Annotated in this window: 19 protein-coding genes; 11 read left to right on the top strand and 8 right to left on the bottom strand. The window is 70.6% G+C overall.

Going from position 1 to position 20,498, the window contains the following annotated elements:
- Positions 1 to 179: 179 nt before the first annotated feature.
- A complete protein-coding gene (locus tag AC07FN_RS20585) occupies positions 180 to 518 on the bottom strand; it encodes a hypothetical protein (protein ID WP_478397054.1) in 339 nt (112 codons plus the stop codon).
- A 13-nt stretch (positions 519 to 531) separates the two neighbouring features.
- Positions 532 to 777: a P-loop NTPase family protein gene (locus AC07FN_RS20580; protein WP_452619483.1), complete on the bottom strand. Its 246-nt coding sequence runs from the start codon at positions 775 to 777 to the stop codon at positions 532 to 534.
- 223 nt (positions 778 to 1,000) lie between these two features.
- Between AC07FN_RS20580 and AC07FN_RS20575 the strand changes: the two genes are divergently transcribed.
- The 4 genes from AC07FN_RS20575 to AC07FN_RS20560 all read left to right on the top strand — a co-directional run bounded on the left by AC07FN_RS20575 (position 1,001) and on the right by AC07FN_RS20560 (position 6,724).
- Positions 1,001 to 2,371, top strand: coding sequence for a helix-turn-helix domain-containing protein (locus tag AC07FN_RS20575; RefSeq protein WP_478397053.1), 1,371 nt, complete (start codon positions 1,001 to 1,003; stop codon positions 2,369 to 2,371).
- A gap of 46 nt (positions 2,372 to 2,417) precedes the next feature.
- The gene (locus AC07FN_RS20570; RefSeq protein ID WP_478397052.1) at positions 2,418 to 3,323 is read left to right on the top strand and encodes a phosphotransferase enzyme family protein; all 906 of its coding nucleotides are present in this window, start codon (positions 2,418 to 2,420) and stop codon (positions 3,321 to 3,323) included.
- Positions 3,324 to 3,467: 144 nt separating this feature from the next.
- Positions 3,468 to 3,770 carry a hypothetical protein gene (locus AC07FN_RS20565; RefSeq protein WP_478397051.1) on the top strand — a complete coding sequence of 101 codons (303 nt, stop codon included), beginning with the start codon at positions 3,468 to 3,470 and terminating at the stop codon, positions 3,768 to 3,770.
- Between the two features lie 299 nt (positions 3,771 to 4,069).
- Complete coding sequence (locus tag AC07FN_RS20560) at positions 4,070 to 6,724, top strand: hypothetical protein (RefSeq protein ID WP_478397050.1); 2,655 nt, start codon at positions 4,070 to 4,072, stop codon at positions 6,722 to 6,724.
- 102 nt (positions 6,725 to 6,826) lie between these two features.
- Here the strand turns inward: AC07FN_RS20560 and AC07FN_RS20555 are convergent, their stop codons facing one another.
- From AC07FN_RS20555 to AC07FN_RS20545, 3 genes are all read right to left on the bottom strand, one after another.
- The gene (locus tag AC07FN_RS20555; RefSeq protein WP_478397049.1) at positions 6,827 to 7,363 is read right to left on the bottom strand and encodes a copper resistance CopC family protein; all 537 of its coding nucleotides are present in this window, start codon (positions 7,361 to 7,363) and stop codon (positions 6,827 to 6,829) included.
- Complete coding sequence (locus AC07FN_RS20550; RefSeq protein ID WP_478397048.1) at positions 7,360 to 8,049, bottom strand: YcnI family copper-binding membrane protein; 690 nt, start codon at positions 8,047 to 8,049, stop codon at positions 7,360 to 7,362. The genes AC07FN_RS20555 and AC07FN_RS20550 overlap by 4 nt, the downstream gene beginning before the upstream one ends.
- Before the next feature lie 139 nt (positions 8,050 to 8,188).
- Positions 8,189 to 8,635: a hypothetical protein gene (locus AC07FN_RS20545; RefSeq protein WP_478397047.1), complete on the bottom strand. Its 447-nt coding sequence runs from the start codon at positions 8,633 to 8,635 to the stop codon at positions 8,189 to 8,191.
- 390 nt (positions 8,636 to 9,025) lie between these two features.
- Between AC07FN_RS20545 and AC07FN_RS20540 the strand changes: the two genes are divergently transcribed.
- Genes AC07FN_RS20540 through AC07FN_RS20520 form a run of 5 tightly spaced genes read left to right on the top strand, consistent with a single transcriptional unit; the run spans position 9,026 to position 14,327 of the window.
- Entirely contained in the window at positions 9,026 to 10,723 is a 1,698-nt protein-coding gene (locus tag AC07FN_RS20540) for a BCCT family transporter (protein ID WP_478397046.1), read from the top strand.
- Positions 10,724 to 10,728: 5 nt separating this feature from the next.
- A complete protein-coding gene (locus AC07FN_RS20535; RefSeq protein ID WP_478397045.1) occupies positions 10,729 to 11,376 on the top strand; it encodes an ABC transporter permease in 648 nt (215 codons plus the stop codon).
- Positions 11,369 to 12,553, top strand: coding sequence for an ABC transporter ATP-binding protein (locus tag AC07FN_RS20530; protein WP_478397044.1), 1,185 nt, complete (start codon positions 11,369 to 11,371; stop codon positions 12,551 to 12,553). Before AC07FN_RS20535 ends, AC07FN_RS20530 begins: the two co-directional genes overlap by 8 nt.
- Positions 12,550 to 13,317: an ABC transporter permease gene (locus tag AC07FN_RS20525; protein ID WP_478397043.1), complete on the top strand. Its 768-nt coding sequence runs from the start codon at positions 12,550 to 12,552 to the stop codon at positions 13,315 to 13,317. The genes AC07FN_RS20530 and AC07FN_RS20525 overlap by 4 nt, the downstream gene beginning before the upstream one ends.
- Positions 13,314 to 14,327, top strand: coding sequence for a glycine betaine ABC transporter substrate-binding protein (locus AC07FN_RS20520; protein ID WP_478397042.1), 1,014 nt, complete (start codon positions 13,314 to 13,316; stop codon positions 14,325 to 14,327). The genes AC07FN_RS20525 and AC07FN_RS20520 overlap by 4 nt, the downstream gene beginning before the upstream one ends.
- 204 nt (positions 14,328 to 14,531) lie before the next feature.
- Here the strand turns inward: AC07FN_RS20520 and AC07FN_RS20515 are convergent, their stop codons facing one another.
- On the bottom strand, positions 14,532 to 15,098 hold the full coding sequence (locus AC07FN_RS20515) for a DUF6474 family protein (RefSeq protein ID WP_478397041.1): 567 nt from the start codon (positions 15,096 to 15,098) through the stop codon (positions 14,532 to 14,534).
- Positions 15,099 to 15,267: 169 nt separating this feature from the next.
- Here AC07FN_RS20515 and AC07FN_RS20510 point away from each other — a divergent pair, with 169 nt between their 5' ends.
- Together AC07FN_RS20510 and AC07FN_RS20505 are read left to right on the top strand one after the other, a co-directional pair.
- The gene (locus tag AC07FN_RS20510; RefSeq protein ID WP_478397040.1) at positions 15,268 to 16,896 is read left to right on the top strand and encodes a TM0106 family RecB-like putative nuclease; all 1,629 of its coding nucleotides are present in this window, start codon (positions 15,268 to 15,270) and stop codon (positions 16,894 to 16,896) included.
- A gap of 167 nt (positions 16,897 to 17,063) precedes the next feature.
- The gene (locus AC07FN_RS20505) at positions 17,064 to 18,812 is read left to right on the top strand and encodes an N-acetylmuramoyl-L-alanine amidase (protein ID WP_478397039.1); all 1,749 of its coding nucleotides are present in this window, start codon (positions 17,064 to 17,066) and stop codon (positions 18,810 to 18,812) included.
- Positions 18,813 to 18,917: 105 nt separating this feature from the next.
- On the opposite strand, the gene AC07FN_RS20500 is transcribed toward AC07FN_RS20505, so the two are convergent.
- Complete coding sequence (locus AC07FN_RS20500; RefSeq protein WP_435876075.1) at positions 18,918 to 19,952, bottom strand: NAD(P)-dependent alcohol dehydrogenase; 1,035 nt, start codon at positions 19,950 to 19,952, stop codon at positions 18,918 to 18,920.
- A 112-nt stretch (positions 19,953 to 20,064) separates the two neighbouring features.
- Positions 20,065 to 20,498 (bottom strand): transposase (locus AC07FN_RS20495; protein ID WP_478397038.1); only part of this gene is annotated, 434 nt, incomplete at its 5' end.

The raw sequence follows: 20,498 nt of genomic DNA, 5'->3' as shown, positions 1-20,498 counted from the left end.
TCTGGGTGACCGCGCTGGCGTGCCAGCCGGTCCGATGTGGAGTTTTCGCGGCGGCGGCCGATGATCGAGTGGTCGAGGTCGGGGAAACACGACCATCCGCTCATCGACCGCCGCCTGGCGGTTTCTCGGCTACCCGGGTCGGGGAGGAGGTGATGCTGTCCGGGGCCGAGTCCGCCTGCTTACGGCACCGGCGCGGCCGGGCGCAAAGCGTGCGCCGGGCGCTGGTGCCGTGCGGGACGGGGTGCCAGGGCACCTGCCACCAGGTGCTCGTAAGCCGTGCGCCACACCGAACACGGTGCTTTCTGCGGGCGCCAGCGGCTGGAGCACTCCGGGCAGTTGCCCTTTTCGTCGGCGTCGTGCGCGGTGAGCAGCGTCCGCCACCCCTCCGTGAGCCGGGGGAGTTCGGAACGCGCAACGGAGAGCAAGGAAGGGGCGTCCGCGCGGTTCGCGAGCTCGGTCAACATGTCGAGCCGCTCTCGCACCGCACTTCGCAGCACCTGACCCAGGATCTCATCCACCGAAACGTCACCGTCACTTTCTCGCCTGCACAGCGGCATCCCGCAACGCGACCGACAACTGGCCGAGGCCGATGGCCGACAGCGTCGCGGAGTGGCCGGGCGGTCCGACGAGCACCACCCTGTCCCGGTTGACCAGCACGTCCAGGAAGCGGTGCGAGTTCGCCACGTCTCGGCAGTCCACTCGCCACCACCGGCGGCTTTCCGCGGGGGCCGAGGGGAAGCCGGCCGACCGGCCGTTCCCGCCCTGTGCTTCCCGCATCTCGCGTCACCGTTCCCGTTCGTGCTCGGTTGCCTGTGGTGACTAGATTGGAACGGACCGGGGCGTCGCGCCTAGGGCGCAGGCGATAACCGGGCCAACGGCAACGACGAGCGGTCGGTGGACTTCACCGCTGCCGATCACCTCTACCGATACGCGCTTCACCGGGATGCAGCAGTGCCCTTACTCTGCGACCAACGCCCGAGCAGAGCGTCAGGGGGTCTAAATGAACATCATCGGTTCTGGCGGCTCTCCCGTTACACCCGACGTTTGGAACGAGCGGGAAATGCGGGATGCACTGGCCCGGCGGGACGTCAGTGAGATCTACCGGCAGCTTCGCCGGCACGGCGTTTCGCAGCGACAGATTGCAGCCTCGACGGGGCAGTCGCAATCCGAGGTGTCCGAGATCCTCAAGGGGCGGCAGGTCATGGCTTATGACGTGCTCGCCCGGATCGCCGACGGGCTGGGTATCCCGCGGGGCTACATGGGCCTCGCGTACGACGGGGCGACCGCGATGCGGGTCGCGAAGGCGACCAACGCCCCCGACGCTGAGGAGGACGAGTCGGTGAAGCGCAGGAAGTTCCTGTCCCACGCCGCGGCGGTGACGATGGGCGCCGCGGTCTTCGGCACCGAAACCAGTTCCTGGTTGCCGGCCAATGCCCAGACCCCGGCGCCGACCCGGATCGGCATGACCGACGTGCAGCAGATCCACGCCGCCACCAAGGCCTTGCGCGACCTCGACTACCGCTACGGCGGCGGAACCTGCCGGGACGCCGTGGTGGCACAGCTGTCCTGGGCGCAGCAGCTGCTCGAGTCCAGTGCCGCCGAACCCGTGCGCAAGCAGCTCTTCGTGGCGCTGGCGGACATGCACAGCCTGGCCGGCTGGACCTCGTTCGACGTGGGCCTGCTCGACCCCGCCCGCGGTCACTTCGGCAAGGCGCTGGAGTTCGCGAAGCAGGCCGAGGACGACGGCCTGGTGGCCAGCGTGCTGTACCGGATGGGCCGCGTCTACCTGCACTACGAGGAGCCCAACGAGGCGCTGAAGCTGTTCCAGCTGGGCCAGATCGCCGCGCAGGACTCCGGTTCCGCGCTGACCGTGGCCGTGCTGTGCGCCAACGAGGCCTGGGCCTACGGCATGCTGAACAAGCCGGACCAGGTGCGGAAGATGGTCGGCCGCACCAAGGACGAGTTCGCCCGCGCCCGCGCCGACGAGGCGCCGGACTGGGTGCGCTTCTTCACCGAGAACGACCTGCACGGCATGATCGGCTCCGCGCACGACGCGCTGTCGGTGTTCGACCCCAAGAAGCACGCGTCGATCGCCGTCGCCGAGACCATCAAGTGCAACGAGGCCTACGGCGCGGACATGGCGCGCACCCACGTCTTCGGCCTGAGCCTGCAGGCCACCAACCACATCCGGGCCGGCGACCTGCAGGAGGGCGTCAAGGTCGGGCGGCGGGCGCTGGAGCACGGCGAGCGGGTCAAGTCCCAGCGCGTCGCCGACCGGCTCAAGCCGCTGGAGCTCGAAGCGAGCAAGCACCGGATGAATTCCGACGTCCGCGACCTGTTCGAGGCCGTCCGGCGGTTCCGCCGGGTGTGAGCTCGGCGCGCCGGGGCAGCGGTGCCGTCGGTCCGAAACGATGAGCATGAAGACACAACCACTGGAACAGGGTCGGTGCATCCCGCCGGAGTTGGAGCTGGCACTGACCGAGATCTGCGCCGCCGTCGGCCTCGACCCGACCGCCGCGCGATTGCTCCGAATCGTCAACAACGGGGTTTTCCTGCTTCGGGACCACCGCGTGGTCGTCCGCGTCGTGCTTTCCCCGTCGTTCACCTATCGAGCCTTCAACGCCGTGGAAGCCGCGCGCTGGCTGGCCTCGCACGGGGTTCCCGCCGTGCGCCTGCTGCCGGGTCTTGAGCAGCCGGTCCAGGTGGGCGAACACCTGGCGACCTTCTGGGAGTACGTGCCCGAGACCGGGCCGATGCCCGGCGGCGCCGACCTCGGCGAGCTGTTGCGCCAGATGCACTCGAAACCGCCGTCCCCGACGTTCCTGGACTGGCAGCCGATGGCCGACATCCGGCGCAGGCTGACCGACGCGGTGGACATCGATCCGGCCGATCACCGGTTCCTCGCGCAGCGCTGCGACGTGTTGGAAGAGCGCCTGGCGGAGCTGCGGTTCCCGCTGGCGCGCAGCGTCATCCACGCGGACGCGCACCTCGGCAACGTGATCGGCGGCGTTGACGGGCCGCTGCTGTGCGACCTGGATTCGCTGTGCATGGGCCCGCCGGAGTGGGATCTGACGCCGATCGCGGTGGGGCGCCTGCGGATGGGGCACCCGCCGGGCTGGCACGACGACCTGGCCAGGGCCTACGGATTCGACATCACGCGCTGGGAAGGCTTTCCCGTGCTGCGCGAACTGCGCGAGCTGAAGATCACCACCGGGGTGCTCCCGATTCTGCGCAGCAATCCCGGGGTTCGCGAGCAACTGCACCAGCGGTTGCGCACGATCAGGGACGGAGATCTCTTCACGCAATGGGTGCCGTACAGCTGATCCGGTCGTTTGCTAGGCCGAACGGGCGATGTTGGGTCGATCGCCGCGTTCGTTGGGCAATTTCTGCTGACGAGCGTTCGGTGGAAGGGGTAAACCATACGGGCGAACTGCTCCATCGGTGCGTTGCTACGGGACGGGCTGTCGATGAGGATCGCGAAGTTCTTGCCGCGGATGCCGCGTTGGCGCCGTGCGCACGCGTTGTGCGCTGCGCAGGTGCTCGACGACGTGGTGGACAGCCAGGCCGGTTCGCTGCCCCGGTTGCCCGAAGACCTCCGACGCCGGCACGCCGATCACCTCGCGGAGCTCGTCCTGCTGGCCCAGGCCTACCGCCATTACGCCGCGGGCTGGATCACCCGAGAGGAGCTGGAGCGCTGCGGCCGGATCGCGGTGCAGCGGCTGGAAGGCGACTGCTGCGTCCCGCTCGTGCAGCTCGCCGATGGTGAATGACCACTCGGCGACGGGCGCGTCATCGGCGGTCCCGTCGGGTGTCTGCGCGCCGACGCGTCGGTTGAACTGGGGCTTCGACGATCGGCGCGGGCCGGTTCGGTCGGGGCGAATTCGACGTTTTCCCTGGTAGTAGTCGCTTTTCCGGTATCGCGAGCCGGTAGTGCCCGCGGTGCCGGTGTTTCTTGCCCGAGCGCGGGCGAATTCGCTCGGGAGTGATCGCTGATTTTTGCGCTGCCCGCTCGCGCACGCGAGCGGGACTTCATGGTGCGTGCGTTTTTTCCGGAATTATTGGATTGGAGATGGTTTTGTGCGGTCCGGATGTCCGGTCGGAGCAGCTGGGGGAATTGCTGGACGAGGATCCGCTGCTGCGGCTCTACTGCGTGGCGACGGCCGGGACCGGCGAGCACCGGGCGGTGGGAGCGCTGTCCGCGGCGCGGAACGCGATCCCCCTGGGTGAGTTGGCGCGCTGGGAGTTCCCCGGCGATGTGCTGTGGTTGAAGCGGATCGTGGCCGGCCGGCCGCCGGGCTGGACGGCGCCGGAGCACCTCGCCGAGTTCGTGGTCCGGCCGCTGCTGATCACGTTCCGCGGGCTGCTGGCGCGGGGTTTCCTGCCGGCCGGCGAGCTCGGCGTCGAGCTGGCCTCGGCGGCGACGGCCACCGGGCGCATCGTGCTCGGCGGGATCCGCCGCACGTGGTCCGGGGTGCCGGGCGTCGTCGCCGCGCTGGACGAGCAGTTGGACGAGCTGGCGGCCGCGTGCGTGCTCATCAGCGGCGACGAGCAGGACCGGGTCCGGGCCGCGTTCGACCGCGTCATCGCGCAGGAACTGCGCCACTTGGCCGAGTCGACCGCGGCCGCGTTCGCCGGTGACCACCCGTGGCTCCGCTTCGTGCACGTCGTCGCGGCGGAGCAGCACGAGATCCTCAGCCGGGTCGTCCGGCTGGTCCGGGCGCGCAGCGCGCGGTGCCGGAACGAGCCTGGCTTGCCGCGCCCGCTGGTCGCCGTGGACCTCGACTTCTGCGCCTTGCACCCGAAGCGCCGGGTCGGCGAGGCGCTGCGCCGGTTGGGCGAAGCGCACGGCATCGACGAGTTCGCCGCCCCGGCGCGGCTCGACGTGCTGCCCGGGCTGTACCGGCCGGGCTGGCGCCCGTTCCTGGCGGCGAACGGGCTGCCGGCGCGGTATTCCGAACTCGACTGGGGCGCGTTGTACGCCGAGTACCGCCAGAACGTCGCGTGGCACCGGGAAGCCCTGCTGACCGACGAACCGGCGCCGGGCCTGGTGGAATTCGTCCGGGACCTGGAACAGGCCGGTGCCCGGGTCGTCTGGTTGACCGGTCGCCGCCACCGGATGCGGGCCGCCACCGAAGAGGTCCTGAGCCGCCACGGACTCGGCCACCTCGACCTGCGCACCACCGATGACGGTCCGGTCGCGGGGCAGAAGGTCGCGGCGCTGCACGACATGCCGGAGCACGAGCTCGTCGCCGCCTTCGACGACTCGGCCGGCAATCGCGAAGCGCTGCGGGCGGCGTTCCCCGCCGCCTCGGTGGTGGCCGCACGTCCACCGGGGTTCACTGTGGACGGTGGAGACCAAGTCGGGATACGGACGTTCGAGTCGCTGCCGCAGCCGGTTCCGCTGGGGCGCGGGCACTCGGCCGACGCGCCGCAGCTGTCGCACGTGACGTCGTTGAGCAGGCTGCGGATCGGGGACCTCAGCACCCGCCCCACGATCTGGTCGCACGGCGTGGAACTGACCGCGGGGGAGCAGGCGCGGATCGTCGACTCGCTGGTCGCGACCGCGGTGGCCGACGGGTGGCGGCTCGGCCGCGAGGTCGGTGCTCGCGCCGATCCGGCGGCGATCTGCCGGGCGGTGTGGCGGGTCGTGACGGCGAAGCCGTTCGGCGCGTCCAGGACGGTGTATCCGCCCGAGGCGGCCGAACGGGACATGCTCGCCTCGATCGAGGCCGGTGAGCGCATCCCGTTCGTCGTGGTGGGGCCGTCGCTGAAGCAGGACGGCTCCCGGCTGAAGGCGCTCGGTGGGCTGCCCGACCTCGCCGAGCTGGCCATGCTGATCCGGTTGCGGCAGCTCGACGAGGCCGTCCGGCAGATCCACCCGCCGGGCATCGCGGTGCGGGCGCTCACCGATGCCAGCCACTTCAGGTTCCGGGAGCCGGACCGCTACGCGGGCTACCACCGGGAGCTGGTCGCGCAGGTGGAAAGCGCGGGGCTGCGGGACGTGGTGGCGGTCGAGGACTTCGACGACGCCGCCGACGCGCATCCGCGGTGCGGCGACCGCACGCAGCGGCCGGGGCTGCTGGCGAAGCACCGCGACCGGTACACCACGGCGTTCGCCGGCCTGGACGTCCGCCGCGATCCGCGGGCGGCGCTGGGGGAAGCCGACGCCCGGGATCCGGCCGGGCCGGGGCGACCGCGGTTCGCCGAACTGTTCCGCTCCGTGCTGCAGGCCGTCGACGTCCCCTGCACCGGCGGCGATCCGTTCGCGGGGTCGCAGCGGATCTACGCGAATCCCTTCGACCTGACCGATCCGGCGGTGCCGGCCGAGATCCGCAGGGCGCGCGGCGACCTGCTGGCGACGGCGTGGCGGGAAACGATCACCTACCTGGCGAACAAGCACGTCGACGAGGAACTCGACTACTCGGTGCTGTGGCGGGAGGGCTGCGTGCGGATGAGCCTGTCCATCCGCCCGGCAGCGGGCCGGCTGCGGTTCGTCCCGCTCGGCGGCGCCGGGGTGATGCCGTGGCACGGCACGGCCGCGCTCAACGACCTCTGCGAGGTGTCGGTCGACTACGCGATTTCGCTGGTGGACCAGGGTTTCGTGCCGGTGCGCGCGGCGCGGGAGAGCGCCCAGCCGTGGTTCATGGTCCAGCCCCGGGCCGTGGGCCGCGCCGGAACGCTCGACCCGGCGGTCTTCGACCGCATCCGGCTGCGCAGCAAGTAACCGGTCACCTTGCGCAGGAAGGGCCAGGTGCTCGACGTGTCCCGGCGCGAAAACGAGGGCGCCCCCGGTCGAGAGACCCGGCCTGGGGCGCCCCTTCTTGCGTCAGTCCTTCGGCTTGCCCAGGCGCAGGGCTAGGACCAGGCCGAGGGCGACCACGACCACCGCGCCCACGATCCACGGCCAGATCGGCATGCCGCCGGACTCCGCCGACTCCGCCTGCTGGCCGGGCTGGTCCGCGTTCTGCGGGGCCGGGGCCGGCGTGCCCCCGCCCGGCGCGGTCAGCGTGAAGGTGACCTTGCCGGGCACCGGGTGGCCGTCGTTGGACAGCACCCGGTAGCCGACCGTGTAGACACCCGCCGGGCCGAGCTCGCGGACCGGCGCGACGACCGAGTTGCCCTCGACCCGCACCTCCCCGTCGGTCCAGTACGTGCCGTCCGGGCCGACCACGTTGACCGTGTTGTAGCCCTCGCCGGTGCGCACCGGCTGGTCGAAGGTCAACCGGACCTCACGGGGCCCGGTGGCCAGCTGCGCGCCTTCCGGCGGGTCGCTGCTGACCAGCACGTTGTGCGCGAGCGCCGTGCCCGCGCCGCCGAGCAGCGCGGCCAGCGCCAGCACCGCGACCGCCATCAACCGCTTCACGACTCGTCCTTCCCGGATTCCTGCTGCTTCGCAGCCTGTCCGGCGTTCCGGCTGCGCGCGAGGGCACCGGCCCCCACGCCCAGGCCGAGCGCGCCGACCAGGAGTCCGGCGCCGCCCAGCCAGCGGGCCGTGTCGTCACCGGTGCCGGCGGCCTGTTCGCCGGCCTCCTGGCCGTGCGAGCTCCCGCCGTGCGAGTGCCCCTCCTCGGCCTCCTCGACCAGCTTGAGCGTCGGGGCCGGGTGCTCCGGCTCCTCGCCGTTCGGCGGCGTCGGAGCGTCCCAGTTCACGACCTCGCCGTTGTCGTAGGTCTGGGTGGTGGGCAGCAGCAGTTCGTCGGTGTTGGTCGGCAGGGCGCCGAGCGTCGCCTCGAACTCGTTGAACTCGTTCGGCCCGATCCGGTTGCCCGGCTGCGCGGTCCACGTGATGCTGCGCACAGTTTCGGTGACCTGCGCGCCCGCCACCTCGACCGGCGCGATCTGGACCCGCTCCACCTCGACGGTCCAGCCCGGCATCGGCTTGGTGCGCACCGAGCTCAGCGGGTACTGCTCCGGCAAGTTCACCTTGACCTGCACGGTTCCGGCGTTCGGCCGCTCGCTCGGGACGCGGAAGGCGACCTTGGCGTAGCCGCCCTTGGCCGCCTCGCCGGGCTGTGCGGAAACGTGCGCGGACGCCGTGCCTGCGCCCATTAGCGCAACAATCCCGCAAGCGGCGGTCAGCGCCGCGGATCGAACCGCGAATCGATTTGTCGACATGTTCACTTGAATCTCCTGCGCTTCGAGCTATTCGCGCGCGCGAATACGCGACGAAATGACGAAAGAGCAACGATCAGGTGGCGAATTCCACGTGATCGCCGCCGGCGGCAGGAGGTTCCGGCGGCCCGCGACGGGCATGAATGCGCTGGTAGATCAGCTGCGCCAGAGTACGCACCGTGACCACCGTGACGCACACCGTGCGCGGCTGCGCAACCGCCGGTAGTGGGGTAGACCTGCGGGGCAGGATGGATCCGAGGAGACGCGCGACTACGAAGAGTGCCCGCTCGGCGCGGGCCATCAAGAGGCCGGTCAGCAGCACCACGGCGGCGTGCCCGAGCGTCATGACCAGCGGCGAGAACCGCATCCCGGCGTACCCGAGACCGTCCTGGTGTGAAGCCACGAGCTGGAGAAATACGTGAAGTGCCAGCTGGCTGGCGCTCAAGGCCCCTAGAATGCCCCACGACCCGCGCTTGCGATCAGCGAGTGCCACACCGGCACCGGCCAACAGGCCGGTGATCACCAAGGTTGTACCCGGATCGGGTAGCGACCCCCCGGCGGCCGCATGTGCGGCCACGGAAAGTGACGCCGACGTGGTGGCCAAACCGGCACCGCGCAGGACGCGCAACGCGCCCTGCGTAGGTCTGATTCCGGCTGTCACGACAGGCAAGTCTAGGTGTCGGTTCGGCCACGCTGACCGCAGGTGAGCTTGCCTTGGTCACCCGATTGGGTCACGGTTTACGGGTTGCAGACGGTCCGGAGCTACCAGCTGCACATTTGCCGGCCACTTAGTTCCAGATCGTCGTAACTGACGACGGAGAGGAGGGGGCGTCGCCGAAAGTCGGCGCCGAAACCTGTGTCGACCGAAACAAAACAAAGTGGTGAGCCCACCGAGGGCCACCATACAACTGGATTGACAGGAAGCCCCGAGTTCCTGGGAAAACCGCGCACGGACTGGGTCGTGTTCGGGGTCACCGCGGCCATCATGTTCGCCGTGGTGCTCTGGGGTGCGGTGGGCACCGACTCGCTGAGCACCGCGTCGAAGGCGGCCCTGAACTGGCTGCTGACCAACACGGGCTGGGGCTTCGTGCTCGCGGCCACCGCGTTCGTCATCTTCGCCCTGTACCTGGCCTTCAGTAAGTTCGGCCGGATCCCGCTCGGCAAGGACGGAGAGCAGCCGGAGTTCCGAACGATCTCCTGGATCGCCATGATGTTCAGCGCCGGTATGGGCATCGGTTTGATGTTCTTCGGCGTTAGCGAGCCGCTGGGTCACTTCGTCTCCCCGCCGCCGGGGACGTCCCCCGCGGAGAGCGAAGAGGCCATCAAGACGGCTATGGCCACCTCGCTGTTCCACTGGACGCTGCACCCGTGGGCGATCTACGCCGTGGCGGGTCTGGCGATCGCCTACAGCACCTTCCGCCGCGGGCGCCGCCAGACGATCAGCGCCGTGTTCCTGCCGCTGATCGGCAAGCGCAACTCCGAGGGCCCGCTCGGCAAGGTGATCGACATCCTCGCGCTGTTCGCGACGCTGTTCGGTTCCGCAGCCTCGCTGGGCATCGGCACCCTGCAGATCCGCAGCGGTCTGGAGAGCGCGGGCTGGCTGGCCAAGGACTCGGCCGGCAGCACCGTCCTGGTGGCGATCATCGTCGTCCTGACGGTGTGCTTCATCCTGTCCGCGGTATCGGGCGTGGAGAAGGGCATCCAGTGGCTGTCCAACATCAACATGGTGTTGGCCGGCGTGCTGGCGCTGTTCGTGTTCGTCGTCGGCCCGACGGTGTTCATCCTCGACCTGCTGCCCACCTCGGTGGGGTCCTACATCAGCGAGTTCGGCGAGATGGCCTCGCGCGCCGGCGCCACCGGCGGCGACGAGATGCAGAGCTGGCTGGCCAGTTGGACGATCTTCTACTGGGCCTGGTGGATCTCGTGGACGCCGTTCGTGGGCATGTTCATCGCCCGCATCAGCCGCGGCCGCACCATCCGGCAGTTCGTGGCCGGCGTGCTGCTGGTGCCCAGCGGCGTGAGCCTCGTCTGGTTCGCGATCTTCGGCGGCGCCGCGATCGACGCCCAGAAGGCGGGTGCCAACGTCTACGGCGAGGGCTCCGCGGAGGCGCAGACCTTCGACGTGCTGGGGACCATGCCGTGGGCGACGGTCACCTCGGTGCTGGTGATGGTCCTGGTGGCGATCTTCTTCGTCTCCGGTGCCGACGCCGCGTCGATCGTGATGGGCACGCTGTCCCAGCGGGGCGCCATCGAGCCGAGCAAGTGGGTGGTGGTCTTCTGGGGTGCCGCGACCGGTGCCGTGGCCGCGATCATGCTGGTCATCGGCAGCGCAGGCGGTGATGAGGAGAAGGCGCTGGACGGCATCCAGAACCTGACCTTCATCGGGGCACTGCCCTTCGCCATCGTCATGGTGTTCATGTGCGTGGCCCTGCTCAAGGACCTGCGCGGCGACGACATGACGCTGCGCGACGCCAAGGGCGCCGAGGTGCTGGAGCAGGCGGTCATCGCAGGCACCGAGGAGCACGACGGCGAGTTCCAGCTGGTGACCACGCCGGCCGAGGCCGACGAGAGCGAGGCCACCGCGACGGCGCCTGCCGGCGGAAAAGAGTAAGAAGCGTGGACTTCCTGGACTACGTCGCATCCAGGTGGCAATCGCTGCTGGTGGATTCCTACCAGCACGCCAGCATGGTGGTGCAGTGCATCGTGCTGGCGACGATCGTCGGCGTCCTGGTCGGGGTTGCGGTCTACCGCAGCCCCGCCGGGGCGGCGATCGCCACCGCTCTCTCGAGCGCGATCCTGACCATCCCGTCGTTCGCCCTGTTCGGCCTGCTCATCCCCGTGCTGGGGCTGGGCGTGGCGCCGTCGGTGGTGACGCTGGTGCTGTACGCGCTGCTGCCGATCATCCGCAACACCATCGTCGGGTTGTCTACAGTCGACCAGCCGATCTTGGACGCGGCCCGCGGCATCGGCATGAGCCGGTTCGGCGTGCTGACCCGTGTCGAGCTGCGGCTGGCCTGGCCCGCGATCCTCGCGGGCATGCGGGTGAGCACCCAGATGCTCATGGGCATCGCCGCCATCGCGGCCTACGCCAAGGGCCCCGGCCTGGGCAACCTGATCTTCAGCGGCCTGAGCCAGCTGGGCGGCGCGAACGCGCTGAACATGGCCATCGCCGGCACCGTCGGCGTGATCATCCTGGCGCTGCTGCTGGACGCCCTCTTCGTGCTGTTCGGGCGGTTGACGACATCGAGAGGTATTCGTGGCTGACGACAAGAACACCCCCGCCGGCGGGCACGGCGTCGAGATCCGCCTGGAAGAGGTCTCCAAGCGCTACCCGGGGCAGAAGCTGTCCGCGGTGGAGTCGGTGACCATGACCATCCCGGCCGGCGAGACCGTGGTGCTGGTCGGACCGTCCGGCAGCGGCAAGACCACCACCATGCGGATGATCAACCGGCTGATCGAGCCGACGGCCGGCAAGATCACCATCGGTGGGCAGGACGTCCTCGGCCTCGATCCGGACAAGCTGCGCCGCGAGATCGGCTACTCGATCCAGCAGGCCGGCCTGTTCCCGCACCTGACCGTCGGCGAGAACGTCGGCGTGGTCCCCGGCCTGGTCGGCTGGGACAAGAAGCGCATCCGCGAGCGGGTCGACGAGATGCTCGACCTGGTCAACCTCGACCCGGGCGAGTTCCGCGGCCGCTACCCGCGGCAGCTCTCCGGCGGTCAGCAGCAGCGCGTCGGCGTGGCGCGGGCGCTGGCGGCCAACCCGCCGGTGCTGCTGATGGACGAGCCCTTCGGAGCCGTGGACCCGATCACCCGCGGGGTCCTGCAGGACGAGCTGATGCGCCTGCAGGCGGAGCTGGGCAAGACGATCGTGTTCGTGACGCACGACTTCGACGAGGCGGTCAAGCTCGGCGACCGGATCGCGGTGCTGGGCGATCGCTCCAAGATCCTGCAGTACGACACGCCGGAGGCCATCCTGGCCAACCCGGCGGACGACACCGTGGCCGGCTTCGTCGGCGCCGGTGCCGCGCTCAAGCAGCTCACCCTGCGGCGGGTCCGCGAGATCGAGGTGGGCCAGGTGCCGACGGCGACCATCGACGAGTCGCCCGCGGTGCTGAAGGAGCGCCTGGGCACCCGCCGCGGCGCGATCGGCCTGGTGCTGGACAAGCGCAACCGCCCGCTGCGCTGGGCGACCGCCCGCGAGGCCGGCGCCGTGTCCACGTTGGGCCGCGCCGGGCGGCCGGTGGAGGACAGCGTGGCGCTGGCGTCGACGCTGCAGGACGCGCTGGAAGCGATCCTCACCGACGACGACGGCGTCGCGGTGGTCACCGGCTCCCGCGGCGAGTACGTCGGCGTGGTCGACATCGACACGGTGATGAACACGATCAAGGCGCTGCGCGAGGAGCACGCCGACGACGAACCGACCGAGGACCAGTCATGAGCAGCCAGTTCGCTTCGGACTCCGGGTCCCGCAGCGCGGAGCGGCTGCGACTGCTGGCGCAGCCGATCGCGGTCGTGGCGCTGGTCGCCGGGGTGCTGGGCTGGGCGTTCAGCCAGGACAACGACGAGGTGACCGCGCGCAGCATCAACTCGACCACGATCCTCAGCCTGACCTGGACCCACTTCCTGCTCAGCCTCGCGGTCGCCGGGATCGTCGTCGTGGTGGCGGTGCCGCTGGGCGTGGTGCTCAGCCGCAGCTGGGCGCGGCGGGCGGTGCCGCTGGTCATCGGCCTGGCCAACATCGGCCAGGCCGCGCCCTCGGTGGGTCTGCTGGTGCTGTTCTTCCTGATCACCGGCGGCACGACCGGGTTCTGGATCGCGGTGCTGCCGATCGCCTTCTACGCGCTGCTCCCAGTGCTGCGCAACACCATCGTCGGCCTGCAGCAGGTCGATCCCTCGCTGATCGACGCGGGCCGCGGCATCGGCATGTCGGCGACGGGCGTGCTGGCGCGCATCGAGCTGCCGCTGGCGGTGCCCTACATCCTGGCGGGCCTGCGCACCGCGCTGGTGCTGGCCGTCGGCACCGCGACGCTGGCGCTGTTCGTCGGCGCCGGCGGGCTCGGCGAGATGATCAACACCGGGTACAAGCTGAACGACTGGACCGTCATGGTCGTCGGCGCGGTGCTGGCGATGTCACTGGCGCTGCTGGTCGACTGGCTGGGCGCGCTGGCCGAGACGTACCTGTCGCCGAGGGGGTTGCGATGAACCGGAAGATGTCGCGCCGCGGCGCGTTCAAGCTGGCCTCGGTGGCGGCGACCGGCGTGCTGCTGACCGGCTGCGGGCTCAGCTCCGGCGGCTCGGTGCCGCTCGCGGTGGCGCCGGGAACCATCCGGCCGGTGCCGGAGCTGCAGGGCGTCACGATCACCGTCGGGTCCAAGGACTTCACGGAGCAGCTGGTGCTCGGCTACATCGCCGAGTTCGCGCTGTCCGCGGCAGGCGCCGACGTCCGCGACCTGACCAGCATCGTCGGCTCGGCCAGCGCCCGGAAGGCGCTGGAGAGCAGCCAGATCGACATCCTGTGGGACTACACGGGGTCGTCCTGGATCAGCTACAACGGCAACACCGACCCGATCCCGGACGCCCGCGCCCAGTACGAGGCCGTCAAGAAGCTGGACCTGGAGCGCAACGGCATCGCCTGGACGGCGATCACCTACAACGTGGACAACACGTACGCGTTCGCGGTCAACCAGGACGCGGCGCGGCGGCTGGGCGTGGAGAAGCTCTCCGAGCTGCCGAAGATCATCGCGGAGAAGCCGGACGAGGCCTCGTTCTGCGTGGACACCGAGTTCGCCAGCCGCAACGACGGCATGCCCGGGGTGGAGGAGGCGTACGGCTTCACCGCGGACCGGTCGAAGGTGAAGGTGCTGACCGAGGGCAGCATTTACCAGGCCACCCAGAACGGGACCTGCACCTTCGGCGAGGTGTTCACCACCGACGGGCGGATCCGGGCGCTGAACCTGAAGGTCCTGGCGGACGACCGCCAGTTCTTCCCGAGGTACAACCTCGGCATCACGACCCGGGACGAGCTCCTCAAGCGCTACCCGCAGATCACGTCGGTCTTCGAGCAGGTGTCGGGGAAGCTGACGAACGCGGAACTGCTGAAGATGAACGCACAGGTGGACGTCAACGGCCGGGACCCGGCGGACGTGGCGAGGGAGTGGATGGTCCAGCAGGGCCTGGTGAGGCTCCCCGACGGAGAAGCCGCAGGCCGCTGACCGAAGGGGCACCCACGACCGAACGACTCCGGGCCGATCGAGTCCGGGCCGATCGGGTCCGCAATTTCAATGGAAATCAGAGGTTCGATTTCCATTGAAATTGCGGAAGGTGACCCGAGCGAGGGTCACCCGGATTCACGCCCAGGCCCCGGCGCGTGCCGGGAGCCGGGAGCCGGAACAGGCTTGCGCGATGCGGCAGGGGGTTCAGCGCCGGGGCCTGGCGACGCCGAAGCGGCTGAGCAGGTCGTCCTCGATCTGCCCGAGCTCGGCGCCGACCGCGCGGTGCGCGGACTTCCGCCGCTGCGCGGGCATCCGCTCCGCGGCCCGCACGGCGCTCGTCAGCTGCGCCAGCCGCGTCGCCGTCCGCTCCGCGTACTGCTCTGCGACGGCCGCCTCCTCGCCGCTCGCCGACTGCTCGCGGAGCTCGCGCAGCGCTTCGCCGTCGCCGGCGATCCGCGCGTGCAGCGCCGCGCCCCGGCCGGTGAAGCTGCCCAGCTGGTCCACCGGCACGCCGAGCCGATGCGCACGCATCCGCTCGTAGCGCTCGCGCGCCACCGACACCGCGTGGATCGCGAACGGCGCGATCACCGGGCCGACCACCTTGGCCACCCCGATGATCTTCTTGACGTTGCCCGGGGTGATGCGCCCGTGCTCGCCCTTCTCGATCGCCTTGGCGACCTTCTTGTCCGCCTTCTTCGCCGCCTTGACGGCCTTGCGGGAGCCTTTCGTGCCCGTCTTCCGGACCCCGCGTCCGGTCGTGCGCTTCCTCACCGCGGCCGACACCTCCCCGTCCTGCGTTGGCGTTGCGATCACCTTAAGACCGGACCTCGGGCGGCACGACATCGAGCTGCGCCCGTTCGGGCACGGTGGGTAGTCGCCTCGGAGGCGTGTCACCGGGGTGATGGGCGCGGCTGTCGGAGCGACGGCATACGCTTCACACGTGAAGGAGAAGGTGCTGCTCGACGCGGGCGTCGTAACACGGTGCCGTCGACGCGTGCACCTCGAGAACGATCCGGCGCAGGACGAACCGCCCGCGCAGATGGATCTGGGCATCGAGCAGCGCATCGCCGATGCCCAGGAACACCGCCGGTACGTCGCGAAACTGCTGGGCAACGCGTTCGGCGAGGACTGGGTGGAGATCCCGCGCGGGGCCGCGGCCGGTCGCGAGGAGCTGACGCTCGCCGCGATGCGCGCCGGCACGCCCTACATCTCCGCCGCCCAGCTGCCCGCCGACCCCGCCGGCGGCCGCCGCGGCTCGGTCGACCTGCTGGTGCGCAGCGGCGACGGTTACGTTCCGGTGCTGGTGGTGCGCCACAAGATCACCGATCCGGGCAGCGGTGCCCGGGTGTCGCCGATCGACCGGCCGGTGCCGGCGGCCGCCCACATCGACCAGGCCCGCAAGGTGCGGGCGCAGCCCCGCGACCAGTTGCGCCTGGCGCACGCCCTGCGGCTGCTGGAGGCGTGCGGGATGAGCGCGGCGCCGAACCTCGGCGGCGTGATCGGCGTCGAGGCCGACGTGGTGGTCTGGCACTACCTGGACGTGCCGAACTGGCCTGGCGGCCGCACCGCGATCGCCGAGTACGAGGCGCGGTTCGCCGATCGCCTGGCGGTGGCCTCGGCGGCCGCCGAGGAGGCGGAGCCGCTCGCGCTGCCTTCGCGGATCAACGAGTGCAAGGGCTGCCCGTGGTGGCCGACCTGCGAGGCCCAGCTGCGCGAGGGCCGGGACGTCAGCCTGGTCGTGCGCGGCGAGGACGCGGTTGCGCTGCGCGAGGTCGGCGTGTCCACAGTGGATGAACTCGCCGCGATGCCGCTTTCGGAGGCGGAATCGCTGCCGCTGACCGGGGTCCGCAACACCGACGCGATCCTGCTCGCCAAGGCGTGGCTGCGGAACCTGCCGCTGGTGCGGCGCGTCCGCGACCTGTCGGTGCCGCGCGCGGACGTGGAAGTCGACGTGGACATGGAGAGCTACGCCGACGCCGGGGCCTACCTGTGGGGCTGCTGGCTGTCCGGTGCGGACATCGGCGAGGAGCCCGGCTACCGGGCGTTCGTCAGCTGGGAGCCGCTGCCGTCCGACGACGAGGCGCGGTCCTTCGCGGAGTTCTGGACGTGGTTCGGCTCGGTGCGCCGCCGCGCGTACGAGCGGGGCCTGAGCTTCCGCGCCTACTGCTACAACGAGCTCGCGGAGAACCGCTGGATGCTCGCCTCGGCCGAGCGGTTCGCCGGCAAACCGGGCGTGCCTTCGGTGGCCGAGGTGCGCGAGTTCATCGGCTCGGCCGAGTGGGTCGACCTGTTCGCGTCGGTGCGGGAGCAGTTCCTGTGCCCGAACGGCAAGGGCCTGAAGGTGATCGCGCCGAGCGCGGGGTTCGGCTGGCGGGACGCGGAGGCCAGCGGCGAGAACTCGATGCGCTGGTACCGCGACGCGGTGGGCCTCGGCGGCGGCGTGCAGGTGCTGTCCCAGCGCGACCGGATCCTCGACTACAACGAGGACGACGTCCGGGCGACCTGGACGATCCGCCGCTGGATGACCTCCGAAGCATCCAACGAGATCCCCTACGCGGCCGACCTCTGACGGCTGTGCCGGCCGTCCGGCGCGGCGAGCGGTGATCTCCGCTCGCCGCGGGAAGTTGGCACGATCAGTGACCATTGTGGACTAGTTTTTTCGTCTGATCGGGTTAATATCTCCCGTGGTCGCCGCTTCCCCCGCGACCGTTCGTGATCGTTCGGTAAGGGAGTAGCGTGATCCGTCGATGTCTTGCTGCGCTCATCGTGGTCCTGTCCGCGGGTGTCGCAGCGCCGTCCGCAACGGCCGAGCCGCCGTCGAAGAAGGTGTCCGTCGAGCGCGTGCCGCTCGCCGACGCCGCGCCTGAAGTCCCCGGCAAAGGACGGGAAATCCGCCGGTCGAAGCCGTTCGCGATGGCCGCCCTGCGGTGGAACGGCAAGAACCCGGACCTCGTCGAGGTGCAGGCGCAGCACCTCGACGGCACCTGGGGCGAGTGGCTGCGGCTGCCTGCGGTGGACGGGCAGGACCGCGGCCGACCGGGCAAGGACCAGGCGAGCGAAGCGGCCTGGCTCGGTGACTCGACCGCGATCCGGGTGCGCGCCGAATCCGACGGCGCCCCGGTCGACGCGAAAACCGTGTCCGTGCTGCTGATCGACCCCGGGACCGCGCAGGCCGCGAGCACCGCCGCGAAGCCCACCGCGATCAGCCGCGCCGAATGGGGCGCCGACGAGTCGCTGCGCACCCAGTGCTTCCAGCAGCAGGGCGTCGGCGTCGAGTACGGCGACACGGTCGAGGCCGCGATCGTCCACCACACCGCGGGCAGCAACGACTACACCGCGGCCGACTCCGCGCGCATCGTGCGCGGCATCTACGCCTACCACGCGAGCGAACTGCAGTGGTGCGACATCGGCTACAACGTGCTGGTCGACAAGTTCGGGCAGGTCTTCGAAGGGCGCTACGGCGGCCTGGAACTCCCGGTGTGGGGCGCGCACGCGCAGGGCTTCAACAAGGACACGGTCGGCGTGTCGATGCTCGGTGAGTTCACCTCGGTGGCGCCCAGCGCGACGCAGCTCGAATCCGTGGCGCAGGTCCTGGCGTGGAAGCTCGCCGGCAACTACCGCGATCCGCTCGGCGAGGTCACGATGGTGTCCGGTTACGGGGGGGCGTCCGCGAAGTACCCGCTCGGGACCGCGGTGACCCTGCCGGTGATCCACGGCCACCGCGACGTCGGCTACACCGAGTGCCCCGGCGACGTGGCCTACCAGGAACTCCCGGCGCTGCGGCAGCGGGTGGCCGAGCTGATGGGCGACTGGACCGCGGGCGCGATCTACCAGAAGTGGCAGGCCGCCGGCGCCGACGCGGGCCCGCTGGGCGGCGCCTACGAGCTGGAGCAGGATGCCGCCGACGGCGGGCGCCAGACCACGTTCGCGCGCGGAGCCAAGTCCGCGTACTGGTCCCCGGCCACCGAGGCGTCGCTGATCGAGGGCATGATCCGGGACAAGTGGCGCGAGCACGGTGCGGAGGCCGGGGCGCTGGGCTACCCGCGCACCGACGAACTGTCCACACCGGACGGTTCCGGTCGCTACAACCACTTCGCCGGTGCCGACGGTTCCATCTACTGGACGCCGTGGACCGGGGCGCACGAGATCCGTGGCCTCATCAAGGCGAAGTGGGCGCAGCTCGGGTGGGAGAACGGCCCGCTGGGCTACCCGCGCACCGATGAGCTGGGCACGCCCGACGGGGTGGGGCGCTACAACCACTTCGACCGCTCGAACGGCTCGGTCTACTGGACGCCGGGCACCGGTGCGCACGAGATCCGCGGGGCGATCAAGGACCGCTGGGCGCAGCTGGGCTGGGAGCGGTCGTACCTGGGCTACCCGTCCAGCGACGAGTACGCGGTCCCGGGCGGGCGCCGCAGCGACTTCCAGCACGGCTATGTCATCTGGGACGCCGCGACCGGCAACGTCACCGACCGGCCGTACTGACGAGCAACGCGCACGGATGCCCCGAACCGAAACCGGTTCGGGGCATCCGGCTTTTCCGCTCGCGCTCGCCAACGATCGGATCGGTTGATGCGGACGGTCCCAGGGCTACGGGACGATGACCGCCCGGCCCTTGATCTGGCCGTGGTGGAAGCGCTCGTAGACCTCCGGCGTCTCGTCGAGGCCGAAGGTCTCCACGTGCGCCCGCAGCGCGCCCTGCCGCGCCAGGTCGAAGACCTCGATCAGCTCCGCGCGGGAGCCCCAGTACGGCGACGCCACCGAAACCTCGTGCGGTAGCAGGCCGAAACCGACCGGCAGCGGCGCTCCGGCGATCCCGACGATGGTGATGTCGCCTTCCACCGCGACCGACTGCGCCGCGATCTGCACCGTCGGCGCGATGCCGACGAAGTCCAGCACCACGTCCGCGCCCAACCCGCCGGTCAGCTCGCGCACGCGCTGCGCCGCGTTCTCGTCCGAGCGGGCCACGTCGTGCGCGCCGACCTCGCGGGCCAGCGCCAGCTTGTCGTCGGCCACGTCCAGCGCGATCACCCGCGCCCCGGTGGTGGCGCGCAGGATCTGCACCGCGAGGTGCCCGAGGCCGCCGGCGCCGATGACCACCGCGGTGCTGCCGCCGACCAGCTTCGGCAGCGATCGCTTGATCGCGTGGTACGGGGTGAGCCCGGCGTCGGTCAGCGGCGCGGCCTGCACCGGGTCCAGCCCGTCCAGCGGGACCAGGTGCCGGACGTCGTCCACCAGCAGGTACTCGGCCATCGCGCCGGGACTGCCGAGGCCGGGCGGGCGGATGCCCAGCTCGGCGGCGCGGGTGCAGTAGTTCTCCTTGCCCTGCGCGCACTTCCAGCACACCCCGCAGCCCCACGGCCCGTACACCGCGACGGAATCGCCCTCGGCGACGCCCCGCACGCCCGCCCCGAGCTCGGCGACGGTGCCGACGCCTTCGTGCCCGAGGGTGAGCGGCAGTTCGAACGGCAGCTTGTCGGCGGGCCAGCTCATCACCCCGATGTCGGAGTGGCACATCCCGGCGGCGGTCACCTTCAGCAGCACCTGCCCGGGGCCCGGCTCGGGTTTCGGGACCTCGACGACCACCGGTGCCGCCCCGACCTGCTGGTACTGCACGGCTTTCATGACCCCGCCCATGACCGGGCTCCCTTCGGCGTTCACCTGAACCGGTGCTCATCCTCCGGCGGATCGGCTCCCGGCGTACCTCTCGGTAAGCAACGGGATGCTCCTATAGATGTCAAGCGGCAGGAGCAAGGTCGTTTTGACTGGTTCGTTCGGTTGGTGTGGTGGTCAGGGCGCGGTAGACCTCGCGGGCGACGAATCGCTTGAGACAGCGCATGATCTCTTTCTTGGATAGTCCTTGCTTGGTGCGGCGTTGCACGTAGGCGCGGGTGCGTTCGTGGTGGCGCATGCGGACCAGCACGATGGTGTGCAGGGCGTTGTTGGCGGCACGGTCGCCGCCGCGGTTGAGGCGGTGGCGGTGGGTGCGGCCGGAGGACGCCGGGATCGGTGCGACCCCTGTCAGGTGCGCGAATGCGGCCTCGGAGCGCATCCGCTCGGGGTTGTCCCCGGCCGGTGCCAGTAGCTGGCCGGCGGTCTCGGGGCCGACGCCGAACAGCTCCAGGAGTACGGGGGCGGCCTGCCGGGTCAGCGGGCCGAGTTCTGCGTCCA

The sequence above is a fragment of the Saccharopolyspora sp. NPDC045941 genome (genome assembly GCF_056431445.1).
This window is presented reverse-complemented; position numbering and strand designations above follow the sequence as displayed.